Consider the following 17,550-nt stretch of genomic DNA (forward strand, 5'->3'; position numbering starts at 1 on the left):
GTTTTCTCGAAGTCGGAAACAGCAATGAATGGGGCTGCGGCACGCCCTAATGGAGCCCTTGTCCTAGCGCAAGAGCTCAACAATCACGACATCAGTGTCGTCTCGCGCCCTCAATACGAGCCGCGCTTCATCTCGAACGGCAATTCCATCGCGTCGCGTCAGCCTGATCGGCCCTATGTCCAGTCGCCCATGATCCGCAACCAAATAAGCGGAACCGGTCATCGGCAAAACGTGCAGCATCGTCGTGCCTTCGCGCAGCGTCGCGATACGCACCCGCGCGTCGGCATGGAGGGGCAAAGCACCCGTGCGGACATCCTCCGGATCGCCGCTCGCCAGTGTGACGAATCGGCCCTCTCGACATCCTGGCGAACAGACCCGCGTCGAGCAGCGCGGCGTACCGGCCGGTGTGCGCGGACGTAGCCAGATCCGGAACTGTCGCGCGGGAATGTTTTCATCGTTGCGCTCGGCGTGATGGATCGCCGTGCCGGCACTCATCACGTGGACGGAATTGGCAACCAGGCGCGCGCGATTGCCAGCATCGTCTTCGTGTGTGATGGCCCCCGAACGTACCCACGTGACGATCTCGACGTCGCGGTGAACACGAAGCCCGAGGCCCGCGTGCTGCGCGAATTCAATGTCGTTCCACATATGGAGCGGACCGAGGGGCGCATGGTCGGCGTGCCCGGAGTCGCCCGCGCGGAAATGTTGGCGGACATCAACGCCGTCGTGCCGGATTGCGTCAAGCGAAGGAAAAGGCCGATGTTCAATCATGACGGTGCTCGATTCGAGTCCGCCGGGCGTGGATCGCGATCGTCGAAGACCGCGTCCACCACACCCCGCGTGCTCAGCCTGGCTCAGATCTGCTGCTGGCCGCCGTCGACGAACAATTCGATACCGTTCACGAAGCTCGCGTCGTCCGAGGCCAGGAATAGCGCCGCGCCAGCGATCTCTTCCGGTTCACCGAGACGCCCCATCGGAATCAGGGAAGCCAGGTAATCGGCAAGCCCTTGCCGTTGCGTGGCGTCGTCGCCGGCAAGATCCAGCAGGCCCGGCGTACGGGTCGCGCCCGGGCTGATCGTGTTCACGCGGACACGGCGCTCCTTGAGGTCGAGAATCCAACTGCGCGCAAACGCACGCACCGCCGCCTTCGAAGCCGAGTACACGCTGAACGCGGCAGTGCCCGCGCTACCGGCCGTCGAGCCGGTGAGAATCACCGATGCACCCTCGGCGAGCAGCGGCAGCGCTTTTTGCACCGTGAACAGCACGCCCTTCACGTTGCGGTCGAAGGTGTCGTCGTAGTGCGCTTCGGTGATGTTGCCAAGCGGCAGCATCGAGCCGCCGCCGGCGTTCACGAACAGGACGTCGAGGCGCCCCTGTTCTTCCTTGATTTGCGCATACAGCGCGTCGAGTTCATCGAGCTGGGTGGAATCCGAACGGACGCCGGTCGCGTTGCCGCCGGCTTCGCGAATGCCTTTCACGGCGGCATCGAGTTCTGCCTGTCGGCGGCCCGTGAGATAGACGTGCGCGCCTTCCGCCGCGAAACGTTGCGCGGTGGCGAGACCGATGCCGCTGGTTGCGCCGGTGACGAGTGCGATCTTGTTGTCGAGTTTGCGTGCCATGGTATTGCTCCTTTCGATGGTCGGTGGATGTTTGCGTCGCAGCGGCTTGCTGCGATGTGAGGAGAATATCGACGGCCTTATCTTTTCGAAATAGAATTGATCGCAATTTAACGTTGCATAAATGAAAAGATAAGGACATGGCTCAACTACCCGATTTCGAGGGGCTCGCGATGTTCGCGAAGGTGGCCGAGCACGGATCATTTGCAGCCGCAGCGCGCGCGACCGGCGTGTCGGTCGCCACGGTCTCGCGCGGCGTGGCCCGCCTGGAGGACCGGCTGGGTGCGCGGCTTTTCAATCGCACGTCGCGCCAGCTCTCGCTCACCGAGTTCGGCCGGACGATCAGCGAGAAAGCCGGCGAGATCTATCGCCAGGCCGAGGAAGCGGAAAGCTCGGCGCGCGAAATGTCGGTGCAGCCACGCGGGCTGGTGCGGCTGGCCGTGCCGATGTCATATGGGCTGCGTTGGGTTGCGCCGCTGCTACCCGGCTTCTTTCGCGCGTATCCGGAGGTGTCAATCGACCTGCATCTATCGGATGCGTCGGTCGATCTGGTCGCCGATGGGTTCGACGCCGCCCTGCGTATCGCCGCGCTTCCGGATTCATCCCTGGTCGCGCGGCGGCTGTGCGCGGTGACGCAATTCGTGGTGGCGTCGCCAGAATATCTGAGACGTGAAGGACGACCCACGCATCCGCGCGAGCTGGTGGATCGCCCCTGTCTCTCATATGCGTACCGTGCGCGTAGCGCTGTATGGCGCTTCACGAACGACGCAGGCGAGGAGGAGCCGGTGATGCCGACGGGCCCGCTGCGCGTGACGAACTCCGATGCGCTGTTGCCCACGCTGCTCGATGGCCTTGCAATCGCCGAGCTGCCTGAATTCATCGCGGGCGAGTATTTGGCCGATGGCCGTCTTGAAGCGATCCTCACCGACTGGTCGCTGACGAAGGGTGGTCTTTACTTCGTTACGCCGTCGGCGCGCGCGCGGCCCGCGAAAGTCGCGGCGCTGTCGGATTACTTTGCCGAGCACCTTTCCGAGCCAACATGGCGGTGGCCGAAATGATCCATCGGCGCAGTTGATCAGCCGGCGTCCATCGTTGCATTCATGCAATGATGGATTTCAAACGATTCTATTTCGCAAATATTGTCCGATCCGTATTCTCCTTTCCACCGGCTGCACGACATCACGTCGCAAGCCACTGGACCAAGCAAAAGGAGAATCACGATGAATACGCAAGCCACACCGAACACGCCCGATACCGCGACGGTTACCTTCCTCGATGCGCTGAACAGTGCCACCGGCCCAGCAATCGAGACGCTCACGCCCGCCGAAGCGCGCGAAGTCTTGGCAGGCGCCCAGCGCAGCGTGCCGGTCGACGTCTCGGGCATTGACGTCACGCGCCGCACGGTCGAGCAGGACGGCCTGGTCGTGTCGCTTGTCGTCGTCAAGCCGCAGGATTCGCGCGGTGTGCTGCCCGTGTTCATGTTCTTCCACGGCGGTGGCTGGATTCTCGGCGACTACCCGACGCATGAGCGTCTCGTGCGGGATCTTGTTGTCCGGTCGGGCTCGGCGGCGGTGTTCGTCGAATACACGCCTTCGCCCGAAGCGCGCTACCCGGTCGCGATCAACGAAGCCTACGCCGCGACGAAGTGGGTTGCCGCACATGGCGCGGAGATCGGCGTCGATGGTGCGCGGCTGGCCGTCGTGGGCAACAGCGTGGGCGGCAACATGGCCGCGGTCGTCAGCCAGATGGCGAAGGACCGTCAAGGCCCGGCAATCCGCTTCCAGGGCCTCATGTGGCCGGTGGCCGACCACGCGTTCGACAATGCCTCGTACGACGCCTTTGCAAATGGCTACTTCCTGAGCTGCGACATGATGAAGTGGTTCTGGAATGCCTACACGATCGACGAAGGTGAGCGCAACGAACGCTACGCGTCGCCGCTGCGCGCCTCGCTCGACGAATTGAAGGGCTTGCCGCCCGCGCTCATCCAGACGGCGCAGTTCGACGTGCTGCGCGACGAAGGCGAGGCATATGGATATCGGCTCGACCAGGCGGGCAACGACGTGACGACGATCCAGTACAAAGGCACGATCCACGACTTCGGCCTACTCAACGTGCTTGCTGCGGACGCACCGACGCGCGCAGCCATGCAGCAGATGGCGACTGCGTTGAAGACGCATCTGCAATGAATCGCATCCTTTCACGCCTTTATCGAGCCGATCATGAACGACGCTAAACAACTGCTTTCCGCTTATCTCGAATCGATTCGTGACCCACGCGCGGCCGCCGCACTGTTTGCCGACGATGGCGTGCTGGAGCTCCCTTATCTGAAGTCGCTTGGCATTGACGGGCGAGCACAGGGGCCAAAAGCGATCGAAGGCTTCATCGCCTCGCTGTTCGCGAAAGTACCGGATTTTTCGTTCAGAAATGTGCGGCTGCTGATCGAAACGCCTGAGCAGGTATTCGCCGAATATGAAGTCGAAGCGCTCGTGCCATCGACGGGGAAAATCTATCGACAGATGTACGCAGGGCGGCTGGTGGCGAACAACGGCAAAATCCTGCTGTTGCGCGAAGCACTGGATACAATGGCTGCGGCACGCGCATTCTCGACGGCGCAGCCCATTTGAAGAGATGACGATGAAAGGCCGCCTGATCAATCGAAGCGGCCTGCCGCTGTTTCATCCCGACTGGCCGCTTCTGGCCGAACCGAGTCGGATGACCCGACGTCCGCGTCGCTCCCTTTGGCAGGCCCCGCCCAGCCCCTTGCTCGATGGCTTCGGTTGCTACACCTGCGCCCAATCACTTTCGGCCGCCAGTGTGCGCTACGCCGAGTTCAGCGTTACGTGAATCTCGACAGTACCCGCCTCCGTCGTCGTCAGTCGCGCCGCCATCAATGCTGCTTGCGGCAAACCGGATCGCTGTCGCGCCGCTCGCTCGATTCGCACCAGTAACTCGGCCGCCACGCTTCGAACGCGACGGCCTTGGTCGCATTCGCGCGCGTGACGCGGACCGGATCGGCCTTCAGCGCATCGCCGTCCTGCTCATAGTTGAACCGCCAGTTGCGGAACACTTCGCGATGGAACACCCACGTGCGGTGCGCGACGTCATAGCGAAACGTCACGCGGTCGCGCCAGTGGTTATGGCCCGCGAATACGCCCTGTTCGATCGTGAACATACGAGGCTCGACCGTGAGCGCGTTCTCGGCGACGCCATCGAGATACGGGTCGCCCATGCCACCTTCGTCGGCTTTCATGATCACCGTATCGTTGCGCGCCGCCAGCCGGTAGCGCCCGTCCTTGCCCTGCAGGAAGATCAGCAGCGGACGCGGCCCCGGCTTGATCATCGAATCGCCGGGCAGATGCGCGACGACGACGTAGCCGGTGCGGGCGCTGTCGGTCAGGCGTCCGGACGCGGCATCCAGCGCTTCGTAGCCGGCGGGAAGCTGCGCGACGATGTCGTCGGGGAGATCGGGCGTGTCCGGGCAAGTGAGCGACGGCGGCGTGTCGCCGCACTGCGTGGCGTATGCATTGCCGATGCCGAATGTCAGCAGCGCGGCGATGAGGAATCCTTTGAAGCGGGGGATCGTCATGCGGTTCGAATCATGAGTTCGCGGTGCGGAAGCCGACGCGCGCGTGTCGTCTCGTCTCGCCGCAGCGCGGGTTGATGGATCGGCAGGTGACGCCGTGTAATCAGTCACGCGCGCTTGCGCGTCGGCCGTGCGGCGGGCGCGGGCGCCGGCGCCAGCGGTTCGCCGGCCTGCTCGCACAGCCGGTCGAGCATGCGTTGCGCGGCGCCCGCGCAATCCTCGCCCGCCGGCTTGTTCTCGATCTCGTCGATCAGCGTCTCCAGATGGCGCCGGTTCTGCGCGAGACGCTGTTCGAGCAGCGCGATCTCGTCGACCTTGTGCCGCAGCGCGACCAGCAGTTCGTCGCGCGGCCACGCGCCGAGATCGGGCGGCAGCACCGCGCGGATTTCGTCGAGCGCGAAACCCGCGCGCTGCGCACGGTCGATGATCGCGAGCCGCGTCAACGCTTCCGGCCCGTATTCCCGATAGCCGTTCGCCTGCCGGCGGGCCGGTTCGAGCAGGCCGCTCGCTTCGTAGAAGCGGATGCGCGACGCCGCGAGGCCGCTGGCACGCGCCAGTTCGCCGATTTTCATGTGGTGCTCCAAAGGGGCTTGACCTTAAAGTTGACTTTAAAGTTATCGTTGGACATCGTCAATCGAGGATGCGCTCCATGAACCTGTTTACGCCCCTGACACTGCCCAACGGCGCGGTGATCCCGAACCGGCTGGCCAAGGCCGCGATGGAAGAGAACATGGCCGATGCGGATCACGCGCCGTCCGACGCGTTGCTGCGCCTGTACCAGGCCTGGGCCGACGGCCAGGCCGGGCTGATCCTGACCGGCAACGTGATGGTGGACGGCCGCGCGATGACCGGGCCGAACGGTGTCGTGCTCGAGAGCGACGCGCATCTCGACCGTTTCCGCCGCTGGGCGCAGATCGCGCGCTCGGGCGGCGCGCATGTGTGGATGCAGATCAACCACCCGGGGCGCCAGATGCAGGCGGCGCTCGGCCAGACGACGCTCGCGCCGTCGGCCGTGCCGCTCGCGCTCGGCGCGCTGTCGAAGCAGTTCCCGGTGCCGAAGGAAATGACACAAGCCGATATCGCCGAGGTGCAGCAGCGTTTCGTGCGCGCGGCGCAGCTTGCGGAGCAAAGCGGTTTCACCGGCGTGCAGATTCATGCGGCGCACGGCTATCTGCTGAGCCAGTTCCTGTCGCCGCTGACGAACCGCCGGCAGGACCAGTGGGGCGGCAGCATCGAAAATCGCGCGCGCCTGCTGCTCGACATCGTGCGGGCCGTGCGCGCGACGGTGTCGCCCGCGTTCGTCGTCGCGGTCAAGCTGAACTCGGCCGACTTCCAGCGCGGCGGTTTCAGCGCGGACGACGCGAAGCGCGTGGTCGAGTTGCTGAACCCGCTCGACGTCGATCTCGTCGAACTGTCGGGCGGCAGCTATGAAGTGCCGGCGATGCAGGGCGAGGCGCGCGACGGGCGCACGCTTGCCCGCGAAGCGTATTTCCTCGAATTCGCGCGCGACATCACGGCCGTCGCTCGGATGCCGCTGATGGTTACGGGCGGCATCCGGCGCCGTGCGGTCGCAGAACAGGTGGTCGAAAGCGGCGTGGCGATGGTCGGTATCGCGACCGCGCTGTCGATCGATCCGAACCTGCCGCGCGACTGGCGGGCCGGCAAGGACAGCGCGCCGGTGCTGCAGCCGATCCGGTGGAAGAGCAAGGCGCTGGGCGCGCTGGCCAACATGGCCGTCGTCAAGTTCCAGCTCACGCGGCTCAGCGAAGGGCGCCGCACGAACCCGCAGGTGTCGCCGCTGCGCGCGCTGGTCGGGCAGCAACTGGCCGCGCAATGCCAGACGCGGCGCTATCGGAAGTGGATGGCGGGGCGCGCGGCGAGCCCGCGCGCGTGACGGCGCTTTCCTGGGCCTGCCCGGCGGGCGCGAAGGCCGCGAGCAACGCAGCGGGCAGCATCAATCTGAACTTAATGCTTCGGAATCCTTTGAATCAGTGGAATCGCTTCGCGGTCATGCTGTCGCGCGCGCCGCACGGCCGAACAGCAAACGATCGATCAACCAGACCGCGACGATCGTCATCCCCATCAGCGGGAATACGATCCCGAGCAGCACGAGCCCTGCAATCCAGCCGCGCATCGGCGGCGTGCCGCGTTCGCGCGACGGCGCGCCCAGCTTGCCGACAGGGCGGCGCTTCCACCACATCACCGCGCCCGTGACGGCCATCGCGGCGAGCCCGAGCGACAGCACCGCGCAGATGATCTGGTTCGCGAGCCCGAAGTAGCGACCCATGTGCAGCGACGTGCCGTACGACACGGCTTTCGACACCGCGCCGTAGTCGTCGTAGCGGATGTCCTTCAGCACCGCGCCGCTGTACTGGTCGATGTAGATCGTCCGCTCCGCCTTCGGGTCGGCCGGGAAGTACGACGCGGTGAACACGCCGTCCGCGCCCGACGGCAGCGCGAGCGTGTAGCCGCTCGTCACGCCGAGCCCCGCGACGATCGCGATCGCGCGTGCCAGCGGCAGCGGCGCGGGCGTCGGCGCGGACGGCGAATGCGGAACGGGCACGTTGCCGACCGCCCACGGCGTTTGCGGCAGAGGCAGGTCGTCCATCACCATTCCCGGCATCGACTCGCCCGATTCGTGATGGTGGCCGGACGGCGCGTCGGCCTGCGCGCGCGCAGGTTCCGCCGCTGCGCCCGGGCGCGTCGAACGCACCGCCGCGCCGCCCCATGCGCCCTCCGGCGCGCCGAGGTTCACGGTCGCGGCGAGCGCCTTGAAGTTCTTGCCCCACGAGCCCGACCACGGCAGCCCCGTCAGGATGAACGCCACCGTACCGGCCGCGAGCCAGATGCCCGCGGTCGCATGGAGGCTCTTCCACAGCGGCCGGCCGCGCAGCGACAGGTCGGGCCGCAGCGCGCGTCCGACGCGCGCTGCGCCACGCGGCCACCACAGCGCGATGCCGGTGCCGATCATCACGAACGTCCAGCACGCGGCGAGCTCCATCAGCAATTCGCCCGTCTTGCCGAGCAGCAGCTTGCGATGCAGCATCCGGTCGACCTGCATGAAGCGTCGCTCGACGCTCAGCGTGCCGAGTACGCTGCCGTCGTACGGGTTCACGTAGACGCTCTCGCGGCTGCCGTCGCGCAGCCGGAATACATATTCGGCGCTGCGGTCCGGCGCGGTGGAGACCTGGACGGAAACCGGCGTCGCACCGGCCGGCATCGCGGTACGTGCGCGGGCGAGCAGCGCGCCCGGGTCGAGCCTCGGCGTGGCGCGCGGCTCGACGAGCAGCCGGTGCGGATACAGCAGCGGCTCGATCTGCGGCTGGAAGCAATAAAGCGTTCCCGTGATCGCGAGGATCACCAGGAACGGCATCACGAACAGGCCGGCATAGAAATGCCAGCGCCAGAGCGTCCGGTAACCGGCGCTTGCGGAATGGGCGGGCGAGATCGCCCGCTCGACGGTGGTGGTCGACATGGTGTCAGCTCCTCGTGATCGTCGATCGGCGAGGCCGGCGCGGGCCGGCCGCCGTCAACGCGCCACACACCGGCATGCGAGCATCGACGTAATGGGCAGCGCGGCCCGATGCGCAGGCAATGCGCAAGGCGGCGCCGCCCGCGCGACGCGGGCAGTCGGGTGAACGCTTGAATCGGGTTCAGTGAAACGAACGGCATGAAGGCCCATGCACATCGACGTGCACGAGCCGTTGGGCGGAACGTTCAGCAGAACAGAGGAGGGGCGCGGGAGGGCGGGCGATCGTCGAATATCGACCGCACGACAGGAAGGAAATCGGGAGGAATCCGGAAACGCCGCGGAACCGCGGCGGGAAACAGCAGCACCAGCAGCACGAACGACGCGAGGGCCGTAAATAGCGCGGCGCCGAATGCGCAGAGGCTGTCGCCGTTTCCTGAGGGCGCCGTCTTGTCGGCATGCGCGTCGTGTTTGAGCGCATCGACGAGCGCCAGCGCGTCGTTGGCCGGCGTGATCGGCGCGCTGGCATCGAAGCGGGCGGCCAGTGCGGCCACGTCGACGATCAGCGGGCCACGGCCCGAACACAGCACCACCGAGCCCGCATCCGGACCGTCCGGATCGAGCATCACGGCACCCGACATCAGCGCGCGGGACAGCAGCGTCACGAGGAGGAAACCCCACAGAAACTGTCGCGCGACGCCTTGCCGGAGCAGGAAGCGGCGAAGTGCGTTCATGGCGCGCGATTGTACATCCGTTTGCGGGGAGGGGCCGGCCGCAGCGCTGATGATCGGGATAAGCCGGCGCGCGAGCGGGCGTGTGCGCGGCGTTACCGCGTCATGCGTCGCTCGGCTTCGTGATCGCGGCGGCGATCGATGCGCGCATTCGCTCGTATCGGGAGCTGGCTTTCTACGGCAGCCGGTTCGTCAAGCCGCCTCGCCGGGCCGCGTCACGCCGGATACGAATCGTCGACCTTCAGGTTCGCGAGCCGGAACAGCGTGCGCAGCGTCTGCGGATGAATGTCGCGGCGCGCGGCGAGCGACGTCAGCATGAAGTCGAGCACTTTCGCGTAACGGAGCAGCACGAGGCAGCGCGGGAGATCGGGCGCGCGGCCGCGCATCTCTTCGGCGATGTGGACCATTTCGGTCGACAGCGTGCGTGCCATCTCGAGTTCCATCTGCTGTTTTTCGGTCCAGTCGGGCAGCGGCTGTTCGAGCACCTTCGCGAGAAAGAGCTGGAACGCCGTGTCGGACGAATTGGGCAGCGCATCCATGAGGGGCCTCGTTGCTTGCGCGAATCGTTCGGGCGTATTCGTGGATGCGCCCGAGGTTGAATTTGTGTCCGCGCGGGTCGTCGGCGCGGCTTTTACCGGAACGGAATGCAGTTTCCGTACCAGCGCCGCGATCCGATTGTCGAGCAACGTCGAGCGGCGATCCGGCGCCGGCCGGCGAGTCCCGCCGGTAGTGGGTTGCGCAGGCGGTCGAGGAGGGTGTCTACAGGCGGGGCGTGGTGGACGTCAGGCGCACGAAGGGGCTCGGCGACGCGAAATGCTTCACGGATGTAACGTAACGCGGGCGGAACGCGCGGTGCGTTTCTGCCGGCGAACGGCCGAAACGTGCCGATCCACGCGTTCCGCCCGTGTCTGCCGTGCGTTCGCTGGCGGCAAACGTTGAAACGGGACGAACTCCGTTGCATGGGGAAACGGGCGGCGAATGCGCCGGGTGTTTCATATCCGAGACGGTTTCACGAACGGCGATTCGATTGGCGTGGCCGTCGAACTGGCCCAGCGATTGGCCGCGCAATTGTCCATGGGCAGACGGCCCGCGTTTGCCAACAATCCCGGAACCCACCCTGCGAGATTCGACATGAGCGTCCACGCCTTCTTCTCGGCCAACCTGCTGCTGGCCTACACGGCCTATTTCATCGGTACGGCCAGCCCGGGGCCGAGCAATCTCGCGATCATGTCGGTCGCCGCGAACCAGGGCCGCAAGGCGGCGCTCGCGTTCGCGCTCGGCGTCATTTCGGGGTCGATGTTCTGGGCGACGGTGGCGGCGCTCGGCGTGTCGGCCGCGCTGCTCGCATGGTCGAGGCTGCTGGTCGCGATCAAGATCTTCGGCGGGCTGTACCTGCTGTGGCTCGCATTCAAGTCGGGGCGCACGGCGCTGTCGGGCACGGCGGCGGCGTCGCTGAACGCGGCGCGCGAGCAGCGGCTGTCGCGCTTCTACGCGCGCGGCGCGATGCTGCACCTGACCAATCCGAAAGCCATTCTCGTGTGGGTGTCGATCGTCGCGCTGTCGTCGGACGGCGCGGGCGCGTCGCACGGCGCGGTCGTGCCGGGCTGTGTCGTGATCGGGTGCCTGGTGTTCGGCGGTTATGCGCTCGTGTTCTCGATGGACGGCGCGCGCCGGCTATACGTGCGCGGCCGTCGCGCGATGGAAGCGTGTCTTGCGGTCGTGTTCGGCGTGGCGGGGATCCGGCTGCTGGCGTCGAACGTATGACAAGCAGCGCGGTGTTCGCTGAAACCCTCCGCAGCATCGACGCGCGGCGGAAGGTTCCCGCTTCACGACGGCTTCAGAAAATGAAGCCCGTATTGATGAACTTCGACGTGTGATCCGACACGATCGAGTCGAGCAACTGCTTGCTGCTGTCGGTCTGCTTCGCCGCGACCATCGAGCGGATCGAGAACGCGCGCAGCGCGTCGCTCACCGACAGCGTGCCTTCGGCCGAATCCTTGCGGCCCGCGAACGGGAACACGTCGGGCCCGCGCTGGCACTGGCAGTTGATGTTCACGCGGCACACCTGGTTCACGAGCGGATCGACGAGCGCGCCGATCTGCACCGGATCGGAACCGAAGATGCTGACCTGCTGGCCGTGCTCCGACGTCGTCACGTAGTCGAGCGCGGTGTCGACGTCGTCGAACGGCGCGACCGGAATGATCGGCCCGAACTGTTCCTCGCGGTACAGCTTCATTCCTTCTGATACCGGATACACGACGGCCGGATAGAACAGCGTCTTGCTGAATTCGCCGCCCGAGTGGTTGACGACCTGCGCGCCCTTGGCGTTCGCGTCGTCGATTGCGTCCGTCATGTAGGCCGTGCGATGCATGCCGGGCAGCGGCGTGATGCTGACGCCTTTTTCCCACGGCATGCCGATCTTCAGCTGTTCGAGCGCGGCGGTGAAGCGCTTCAGGAATTCGTCGACGATCGAGCGGTGCACGAGCAGCATCTTCAGCGCGGTGCAGCGCTGGCCGTTGAACGACAGCGCACCGAGCAGGCATTCCTTCACGGTGAGGTCGAGATCGGCATCGGGCAGCACGATCGCCGCGTTCTTCGCGTCGAGGCCGAGGATCGCGCGCAGCCGGTGCGACTTCGGGTGCTGCTTCTTCAGGTGATCGGCCACCTTGCTCGACCCGATCAGCGCGAGCACGTTGATCTTGCCCGACGCGAGCATGTGCGGCACGACCACCGCGCCCGGCGCGTAGATCGTGTTGATCACGCCGTGCGGGAACGCGTCGCGGAACGCTTCGAGCAGCGGCTCGAACAGCAGCGTGCCGTACTGAGGCGGCTTGAACACCACGGTGTTGCCCATCAGCAGCGCGGGGATCAGCGTTGCGAAGGTCTCGTTCAGCGGATAGTTGTACGGGCCCATGCACAGCACGACGCCGAGCGGCGTGCGGCGGATCTGGCCGATCGTGCCTTCCGCGATCACGAAGCGCGAGTTCGCGTTGTCGAGCTCCTTCAGCGCATCGATCGTCTGCGTCATGTACGTGACGGTGCGGTCGAATTCCTTCTGCGAATCGGCGAGGCTCTTGCCGATCTCCCACATGATCAGGTTCACGACCAGCTCGCGCTGCGCGACCATCCGCTTGATGAAGTCCTGCATGCACGCGATGCGCTGCTCGACCTTCATCGTCGGCCACTCGCCGCGGCCCGAGTCGTACGCGCGCACCGCGGCGTCGAGCGCCGCATCGCTCTCCGTTTCGCCCATCACCGGATAGCTGCCGATCTCGACCTGCTCGACGCTGCCGTCGGCCTGCCGCACGCACACGGGCGACAGCACGGTCTTGGTCGCGCCGTCCCACGGTCGAAGTTCGCCGTCGACGAGCGATACGCGCTGGTGAATCGGTGAAGCGAGCCGGAACTCGGCGGGGATGTCTTGATACGCGGGAAACAGTTGCTGCAGGGAGGCGGAATCGGGCATGACGGTCTCGTTTGACTAGGTGTCCGGGAAGGACGGGCGATGCGAATCCTGAGCTGAATGATCCTCGATCCTGAATCGGCATGATGACGCGCGGACGACGACACGTCACGCTGGAACATGGCTGAATCAGCGATTGGAACCAGTTCCATTAAAAAGGAACGCTGACGCGAATGCAAGAATTGCCGGATCGCAGCACATGCATCGTAAGCATTCGGAAAGACTGTTTCCGAATGGCCGGTATAGCGCGTTTGTTGCAACCGCAAACGTTTCACTCCGGCTGGTTTGGGCGGATAATGGCGCAGCGCGACGAAGAAAAAAATGAAGCGAGCCTGAGAGAGCAGATGTAGTGAACAACAGAAGAAGGTCCGCCGCGCTGCCGATGCGAGGTCGGCTGCCCGGAGCGCCGGGTCGGGGTTGCCCGGTCCGGCGCGCACCGGACCGTTGAATACGTGCCGCTCCTGCTTTACTTGATCCTTCGTGATCCTCTTCAAGTTTTTCGTCGTCGTATCCCGAACCCCACCTTCTGCCTGACCGTTTCCGCACGATCCACTTGATGCGGCCGATCGATTTCTTTCTATTTGCTTTCGGCGATGCGCGGATTAGCACCTGAAAATGAAAGGTATTCGTCAGGAATGCAGAGCGCAATACGCATGCACGTTGCGGGCAGGCGACACGTTAAAAATTAATCGAAAACACGAATCATTCTCGTTTATTATTTCGCACCATTACGAGCCGTGACGGGACGTCACGGCTTTTTTCGTGCCGGTCGTGCCGGCCGGCATCCACCCTCGCCGGCCGTTCGCCGCCGGCATGCGCGACGGGGCGATCCCCCGCGCGCCATCCAGTTCACGGAAAGGCTTCGTCGGTCGCTGCGCGATTCGCGCGTCGACCGGACGCGTTTCCGTTCGCCGTTTTTCCTTCACCCCCTACGTTCACGATGAAACTCAACACGAGCGCTTGCCATGCGCTTCTGATCGTCACGTCGCTGGCCGGCGCCCGCACTTCGTTCGCGCAGGCGAGCGACGCCGCGGCGACCTTGCCCGCGATTTCCGTCAATGCGGCCGCCGAGCATGCGTCGTACGACGCGAGCCGGTCGCGCGCGGCGACCAAGACCGACATGTCGCTGATGGACGTGCCGCAGACGGTGAACGTCGTCCCGCACGCGGTGATCGAGGACCAGAACGCGTCGTCGATGCAGGACGCATTGCGCAACGTGCCGGGCGTCGGCTTCTCGGTCGGCGACGGCCAGCGCGACCAGATCACGATCCGCGGTTTCAACAGCATCACGGACCAGTACGTCGACGGCATTCGCGACGACGCGCTCTACTATCGCGACCTGTCGAACGTCGAGCGCGTCGAGGTGCTGAAGGGGCCGGCGGCCGTGCTGTACGGGCGCGGCTCGGCGGGCGGCATCGTGAATCGCGTGCTGAAGCGGCCGGACGCGAACCCGGTGCGCGACGTGGGCCTGACGCTCGGCACGCGCGGCGAGCGGCGCGGCGAATTCGACCTCGGCTGGAATGCGAACGACGCGGCGCGCTTCCGCATCACCGGCGCGGCCGAGAACTCGAACAGCTTTCGCGACCAGTTCCAGCTCAACCGCCAGGCGATCGCGCCGTCCGCGCAGTTCAAGCTGGACAGCAACACGGTGCTGAACGTCGAATTCGACTACCTGCACGATCGCCGCACGTCCGACCAGGGCCTGCCCGCGTATCGCGGCCGGCCGGTCGACGTGCCGATCAACACGTATTACGGCTCGGCCGACGCGGCGAACAGCTCGTACAACGACGTCTCCGCGAAGAGCGCGACGGTGTCGCTCGATCACCGCTTCAACGATTCGCTGTCGTTCCACGGTGCGATCCGCGCGTACGACTTCTCGCTCGAACGCAAGAACTACGTGACGTTCGAGCCGATCAAGACGGCCGCGCACCCGGTCGTGACGCTCGACCAGTCGACGCGCCAGCGCACCGACCACGGCATCGACGGCCTGTTCGAGCTCACGCAGAAGACGTCGCTGTTCGGCATGCGCCACGAGCTGCTGTACGGGCTGGAGCTGTCGCAGCAGCAGAAGTTCGACACGGTCTACAACGTGACGAAGGTCGCCACCTACGACCTCTTCAATCCGCAGCAGGTGATCCTGCCCGGCGTGCCGACCGGCGCGCGTGCGAAGACGAACGCGTCGACCGTCGTCGGGCTCGCGGGCGTCTACGCGCAGGACCTGATCTCGCTGACCGAGCACTGGAAGGTGCTCGCCGGCCTGCGCTTCGACTACCTGAACCAGATCCGCCACGACTACACGTCGTCGAACGTCAATCTCGACCGCACCGATCACGCGTGGAGCCCGCGCGTCGGCCTGATCTACGAACCGCTCGACTGGCTGACGCTGTACGGCTCGTTCAGCCAGTCGTTCTCGCCGCTCGCCGATACGCTGATCAGTTCCGGCGCGTACTCGAACGGCGCCGCGCTCGCGCCGCAGAAGACCACCGCGTATGAGCTCGGCTCGCGCTTCGACCTCGGCGGCAAGGCCACGGCCAGCGTCGCGCTGTTCGACATGCGCCAGACCAACCAGCAGATCGGCGACCCCGCGAATCCCGGTTATGCGCTGCCGATCGGCACGCAGCACGTGCGCGGGATGGAGCTGGGCTTCACCGGCGAGATCGCGCCGAAGTGGTCGGTGTACGCCGGTTACGCTTACATGAACGGCACGGTCGACGGTTCGCCGCAATCGACGGCGGCCGGCCTCGCGCTGTCGAGCAACACGCCGGGGCTGATGCCGCGTCACAGCGCGAACCTGTGGCTGAAGCGCGAACTGCCGTACGGCTTCTATGCGGCGGCCGGCATGCAGTTCCAGTCGGCGCGTTACACGTCGGCCAGCGATCTCGTCACGCTGCCGTCGTTCACGGTGTTCAACCTGGGCGCCGGCTATCGCAGCAAGAAGGTCGACGTGACGCTCACGCTCGACAATCTGTTCAATCGCCGCTACTTCATTGCCGCGCACGGCAACGCGGACCTGTACAACATGCCCGGCGATCCGCGCACGTTGACCGCGACGGTGAAGTGGCACATGTAACGCTCGCGCTGCGCGACAATGCGGGTCTTCGTTTCGACGACCCGCACCTCACTGCCCATGATCCGGAAAGCGTTTGATGTGTCGAGCATGAACGGCCGCGCCCGCGTGCTGTGTCTGGTGTTGCTGGCGTGCGGTTCGGCCGCGGCGGGCGCGCAGCCGGTGCCGGCCGACGCCGAGCCGGACTGCCGCGCGGTGCATGCCGGGCGGGCGATCACGTTGTCGGGCCGTTACGCGCTCGACTACGGCGACGAATCGATCGGATCGGACGTGTGGTTCGAAGAGGACGACGCATCGGCGCGGCGCTTGCCGGACCGTTCGCAACGCGCGGGCGTGATCGTTTTCACGAACCAGCGCGATGCGACGCGCGGGCTGCGGCTGCCCGCCGCGCAGCCGAACGGCGTGTGCCGGTTCGACGGGCGCGCGACGATCGTGATCCGCGATCTGGATACCGCGTGCCCGGGGCTGGAAACGCCCGATCGCGCGCGGCTGGTGAAGGTCGTCGCGGCCGATGTGCCGACGCGGTACGCGTGCGACGCCGCCGCGCCGTGACTTGAGCGTGACCTGAAGCGAGCGCGCTACTCGACGTCCTCGTCATCCTCCGCGTCGGCGCCATCCACATCTCCGTCCGGCGCCGCATACGCGCTCGCCTGCTCGAGCAGCCAGCCGCGAAACAGCTCCAGCGGCTTGCTGTGGCTGAATTCCGTCGGATATACGAGGTAGTACGCGGAATCGCCGACCGTCGCCGCGTCGCACGGCACGACCAGGCCGAGCTGCTGCAACTGTTCCTCGACGAAGAACTTCGGCACGAGCGCGATCCCGAGCCCGGCCGCGGCCGCGCTGATCAGCATCGTGTGCAGTTCGTAGCGCACGCCCTGCATCGTGCGAATGTCCTCGACGCCATGCGTCTCGAACCACTGCGCCCACGCGCCGGGGCGCGTCGTCGAGTGCAGCAGCGGGTACGCGAGCAGATCCTCGACACGCTCGACCGGCCCGTCGAGCAGCGCGGGCGAGCAGATCGGCACGACTTCCTCGCCGAACAGGTAGTCGGACGACGTGCCGGGCCAGGTCGGCTTGCCGTAGTGGATCGCGGCCTCGAAATGGGTGTCCTCGAACGAGAACAGGTCGGTGCGGCTTCCCATGTTCACGCGCACGTCGGGCGTGCGGTCGTAGAAGCTCTTGATGCGCGGGATCAGCCAGTGCGACGCGAACGTCGGCAGCACCGCGAGCTCCAGGTAGCCGCCGCCGCTGCCGTGCGCGATGATCGACAGCGTGTCGCGGTCGAGCGCTTCCAGCGCGCGCCGCACCTGCGTGCCGTACAGCTTGCCGGCGCGCGTCAGCACGACGCGCTGCTTCACGCGCGCGAACAGCCGCACGCCGAGGCTTGCCTCGAGCGTCGCGATCTGCCGCGATACCGCGCTTTCGGTCAGGAACAGCTCCTTGGCCGCATGCGTGAAGCTCTCGTGGCGCGCGGCGGCTTCGAAAGCCACCAGTGCGCCCATGTTGGGGATCTTGAATTTGCGCATGATGCTCTATTTGTCTGACGAACTGACCCGCGCGGCGCGGGCCGGTGAGCGGGTCGGGGACGGTCGATAATTCCAAAAACTCATCACGTGTCAAT

The 17,550-nt window shown here is 65.8% G+C and carries 17 protein-coding genes; 8 read left to right on the forward strand and 9 right to left on the reverse strand.

Translation table 11 applies throughout. The features are described 5' to 3' along the window. Nucleotides 1-63 precede the first annotated feature (63 nt). Both KVT39_RS09595 and KVT39_RS09600 read right to left on the reverse strand, forming a co-directional pair. Nucleotides 64-771, reverse strand: coding sequence for a pirin family protein (locus tag KVT39_RS09595; RefSeq protein ID WP_217588780.1), 708 nt, complete (start codon nucleotides 769-771; stop codon nucleotides 64-66). Between the two features lie 83 nt (nucleotides 772-854). Next, complete coding sequence (locus tag KVT39_RS09600) at nucleotides 855-1,619, reverse strand: SDR family NAD(P)-dependent oxidoreductase (RefSeq protein WP_217588782.1); 765 nt, start codon at nucleotides 1,617-1,619, stop codon at nucleotides 855-857. 137 nt (nucleotides 1,620-1,756) lie between these two features. Between KVT39_RS09600 and KVT39_RS09605 the strand changes: the two genes are divergently transcribed. From KVT39_RS09605 to KVT39_RS09620, 4 genes are all read left to right on the forward strand, one after another. Beyond that, nucleotides 1,757-2,674 carry a LysR family transcriptional regulator gene (locus KVT39_RS09605; RefSeq protein WP_174416257.1) on the forward strand — a complete coding sequence of 306 codons (918 nt, stop codon included), beginning with the start codon at nucleotides 1,757-1,759 and terminating at the stop codon, nucleotides 2,672-2,674. Nucleotides 2,675-2,836: 162 nt separating this feature from the next. After that, nucleotides 2,837-3,802: an alpha/beta hydrolase gene (locus KVT39_RS09610; RefSeq protein ID WP_217588784.1), complete on the forward strand. Its 966-nt coding sequence runs from the start codon at nucleotides 2,837-2,839 to the stop codon at nucleotides 3,800-3,802. A gap of 33 nt (nucleotides 3,803-3,835) precedes the next feature. Beyond that, nucleotides 3,836-4,240 (forward strand): nuclear transport factor 2 family protein, encoded by a 405-nt coding sequence (locus KVT39_RS09615; RefSeq protein ID WP_217588786.1) that lies wholly within the window; start codon nucleotides 3,836-3,838, stop codon nucleotides 4,238-4,240. A gap of 10 nt (nucleotides 4,241-4,250) precedes the next feature. After that, nucleotides 4,251-4,460: a hypothetical protein gene (locus KVT39_RS09620; protein WP_217588788.1), complete on the forward strand. Its 210-nt coding sequence runs from the start codon at nucleotides 4,251-4,253 to the stop codon at nucleotides 4,458-4,460. 43 nt (nucleotides 4,461-4,503) lie between these two features. Here KVT39_RS09620 and KVT39_RS09625 read toward each other — a convergent pair whose 3' ends face one another. Together KVT39_RS09625 and KVT39_RS09630 are read right to left on the reverse strand one after the other, a co-directional pair. Further along, nucleotides 4,504-5,202 (reverse strand): hypothetical protein, encoded by a 699-nt coding sequence (locus KVT39_RS09625; RefSeq protein WP_217588790.1) that lies wholly within the window; start codon nucleotides 5,200-5,202, stop codon nucleotides 4,504-4,506. Nucleotides 5,203-5,306: 104 nt separating this feature from the next. Then, entirely contained in the window at nucleotides 5,307-5,771 is a 465-nt protein-coding gene (locus KVT39_RS09630; protein WP_217588791.1) for a MerR family transcriptional regulator, read from the reverse strand. Nucleotides 5,772-5,848: 77 nt separating this feature from the next. Here KVT39_RS09630 and KVT39_RS09635 point away from each other — a divergent pair, with 77 nt between their 5' ends. Further along, complete coding sequence (locus KVT39_RS09635) at nucleotides 5,849-7,093, forward strand: NADH:flavin oxidoreductase/NADH oxidase family protein (RefSeq protein ID WP_217588792.1); 1,245 nt, start codon at nucleotides 5,849-5,851, stop codon at nucleotides 7,091-7,093. Nucleotides 7,094-7,207: 114 nt separating this feature from the next. Here the strand turns inward: KVT39_RS09635 and KVT39_RS09640 are convergent, their stop codons facing one another. The 3 genes from KVT39_RS09640 to KVT39_RS09650 form a co-directional block, all read right to left on the reverse strand. Then, the gene (locus KVT39_RS09640; RefSeq protein WP_217588793.1) at nucleotides 7,208-8,674 is read right to left on the reverse strand and encodes a PepSY domain-containing protein; all 1,467 of its coding nucleotides are present in this window, start codon (nucleotides 8,672-8,674) and stop codon (nucleotides 7,208-7,210) included. A gap of 242 nt (nucleotides 8,675-8,916) precedes the next feature. Continuing rightward, the gene (locus tag KVT39_RS09645; RefSeq protein ID WP_175746694.1) at nucleotides 8,917-9,402 is read right to left on the reverse strand and encodes a hypothetical protein; all 486 of its coding nucleotides are present in this window, start codon (nucleotides 9,400-9,402) and stop codon (nucleotides 8,917-8,919) included. A gap of 212 nt (nucleotides 9,403-9,614) precedes the next feature. After that, on the reverse strand, nucleotides 9,615-9,938 hold the full coding sequence (locus KVT39_RS09650; RefSeq protein WP_034181973.1) for a hypothetical protein: 324 nt from the start codon (nucleotides 9,936-9,938) through the stop codon (nucleotides 9,615-9,617). 592 nt (nucleotides 9,939-10,530) lie between these two features. On the opposite strand from KVT39_RS09650, the gene KVT39_RS09655 reads away from it, so the two are divergent. Continuing rightward, on the forward strand, nucleotides 10,531-11,163 hold the full coding sequence (locus tag KVT39_RS09655) for a LysE family translocator (RefSeq protein ID WP_217588794.1): 633 nt from the start codon (nucleotides 10,531-10,533) through the stop codon (nucleotides 11,161-11,163). A 73-nt stretch (nucleotides 11,164-11,236) separates the two neighbouring features. Here KVT39_RS09655 and KVT39_RS09660 read toward each other — a convergent pair whose 3' ends face one another. Then, nucleotides 11,237-12,865 (reverse strand): NADP-dependent glyceraldehyde-3-phosphate dehydrogenase, encoded by a 1,629-nt coding sequence (locus KVT39_RS09660; RefSeq protein WP_175746692.1) that lies wholly within the window; start codon nucleotides 12,863-12,865, stop codon nucleotides 11,237-11,239. Between the two features lie 937 nt (nucleotides 12,866-13,802). Between KVT39_RS09660 and KVT39_RS09665 the strand changes: the two genes are divergently transcribed. Then, nucleotides 13,803-15,932 (forward strand): TonB-dependent siderophore receptor, encoded by a 2,130-nt coding sequence (locus KVT39_RS09665; protein ID WP_217588795.1) that lies wholly within the window; start codon nucleotides 13,803-13,805, stop codon nucleotides 15,930-15,932. 87 nt (nucleotides 15,933-16,019) lie between these two features. Then, a complete protein-coding gene (locus KVT39_RS09670; protein ID WP_217588796.1) occupies nucleotides 16,020-16,481 on the forward strand; it encodes a hypothetical protein in 462 nt (153 codons plus the stop codon). Between the two features lie 26 nt (nucleotides 16,482-16,507). On the opposite strand, the gene KVT39_RS09675 is transcribed toward KVT39_RS09670, so the two are convergent. Further along, on the reverse strand, nucleotides 16,508-17,455 hold the full coding sequence (locus KVT39_RS09675) for a LysR family transcriptional regulator (protein WP_175746690.1): 948 nt from the start codon (nucleotides 17,453-17,455) through the stop codon (nucleotides 16,508-16,510). Nucleotides 17,456-17,550: the final 95 nt, after the last annotated feature.

This window comes from Burkholderia sp. GbtcB21, from assembly GCF_019091065.1.
Taxonomy (GTDB): domain Bacteria; phylum Pseudomonadota; class Gammaproteobacteria; order Burkholderiales; family Burkholderiaceae; genus Burkholderia; species Burkholderia pyrrocinia_C.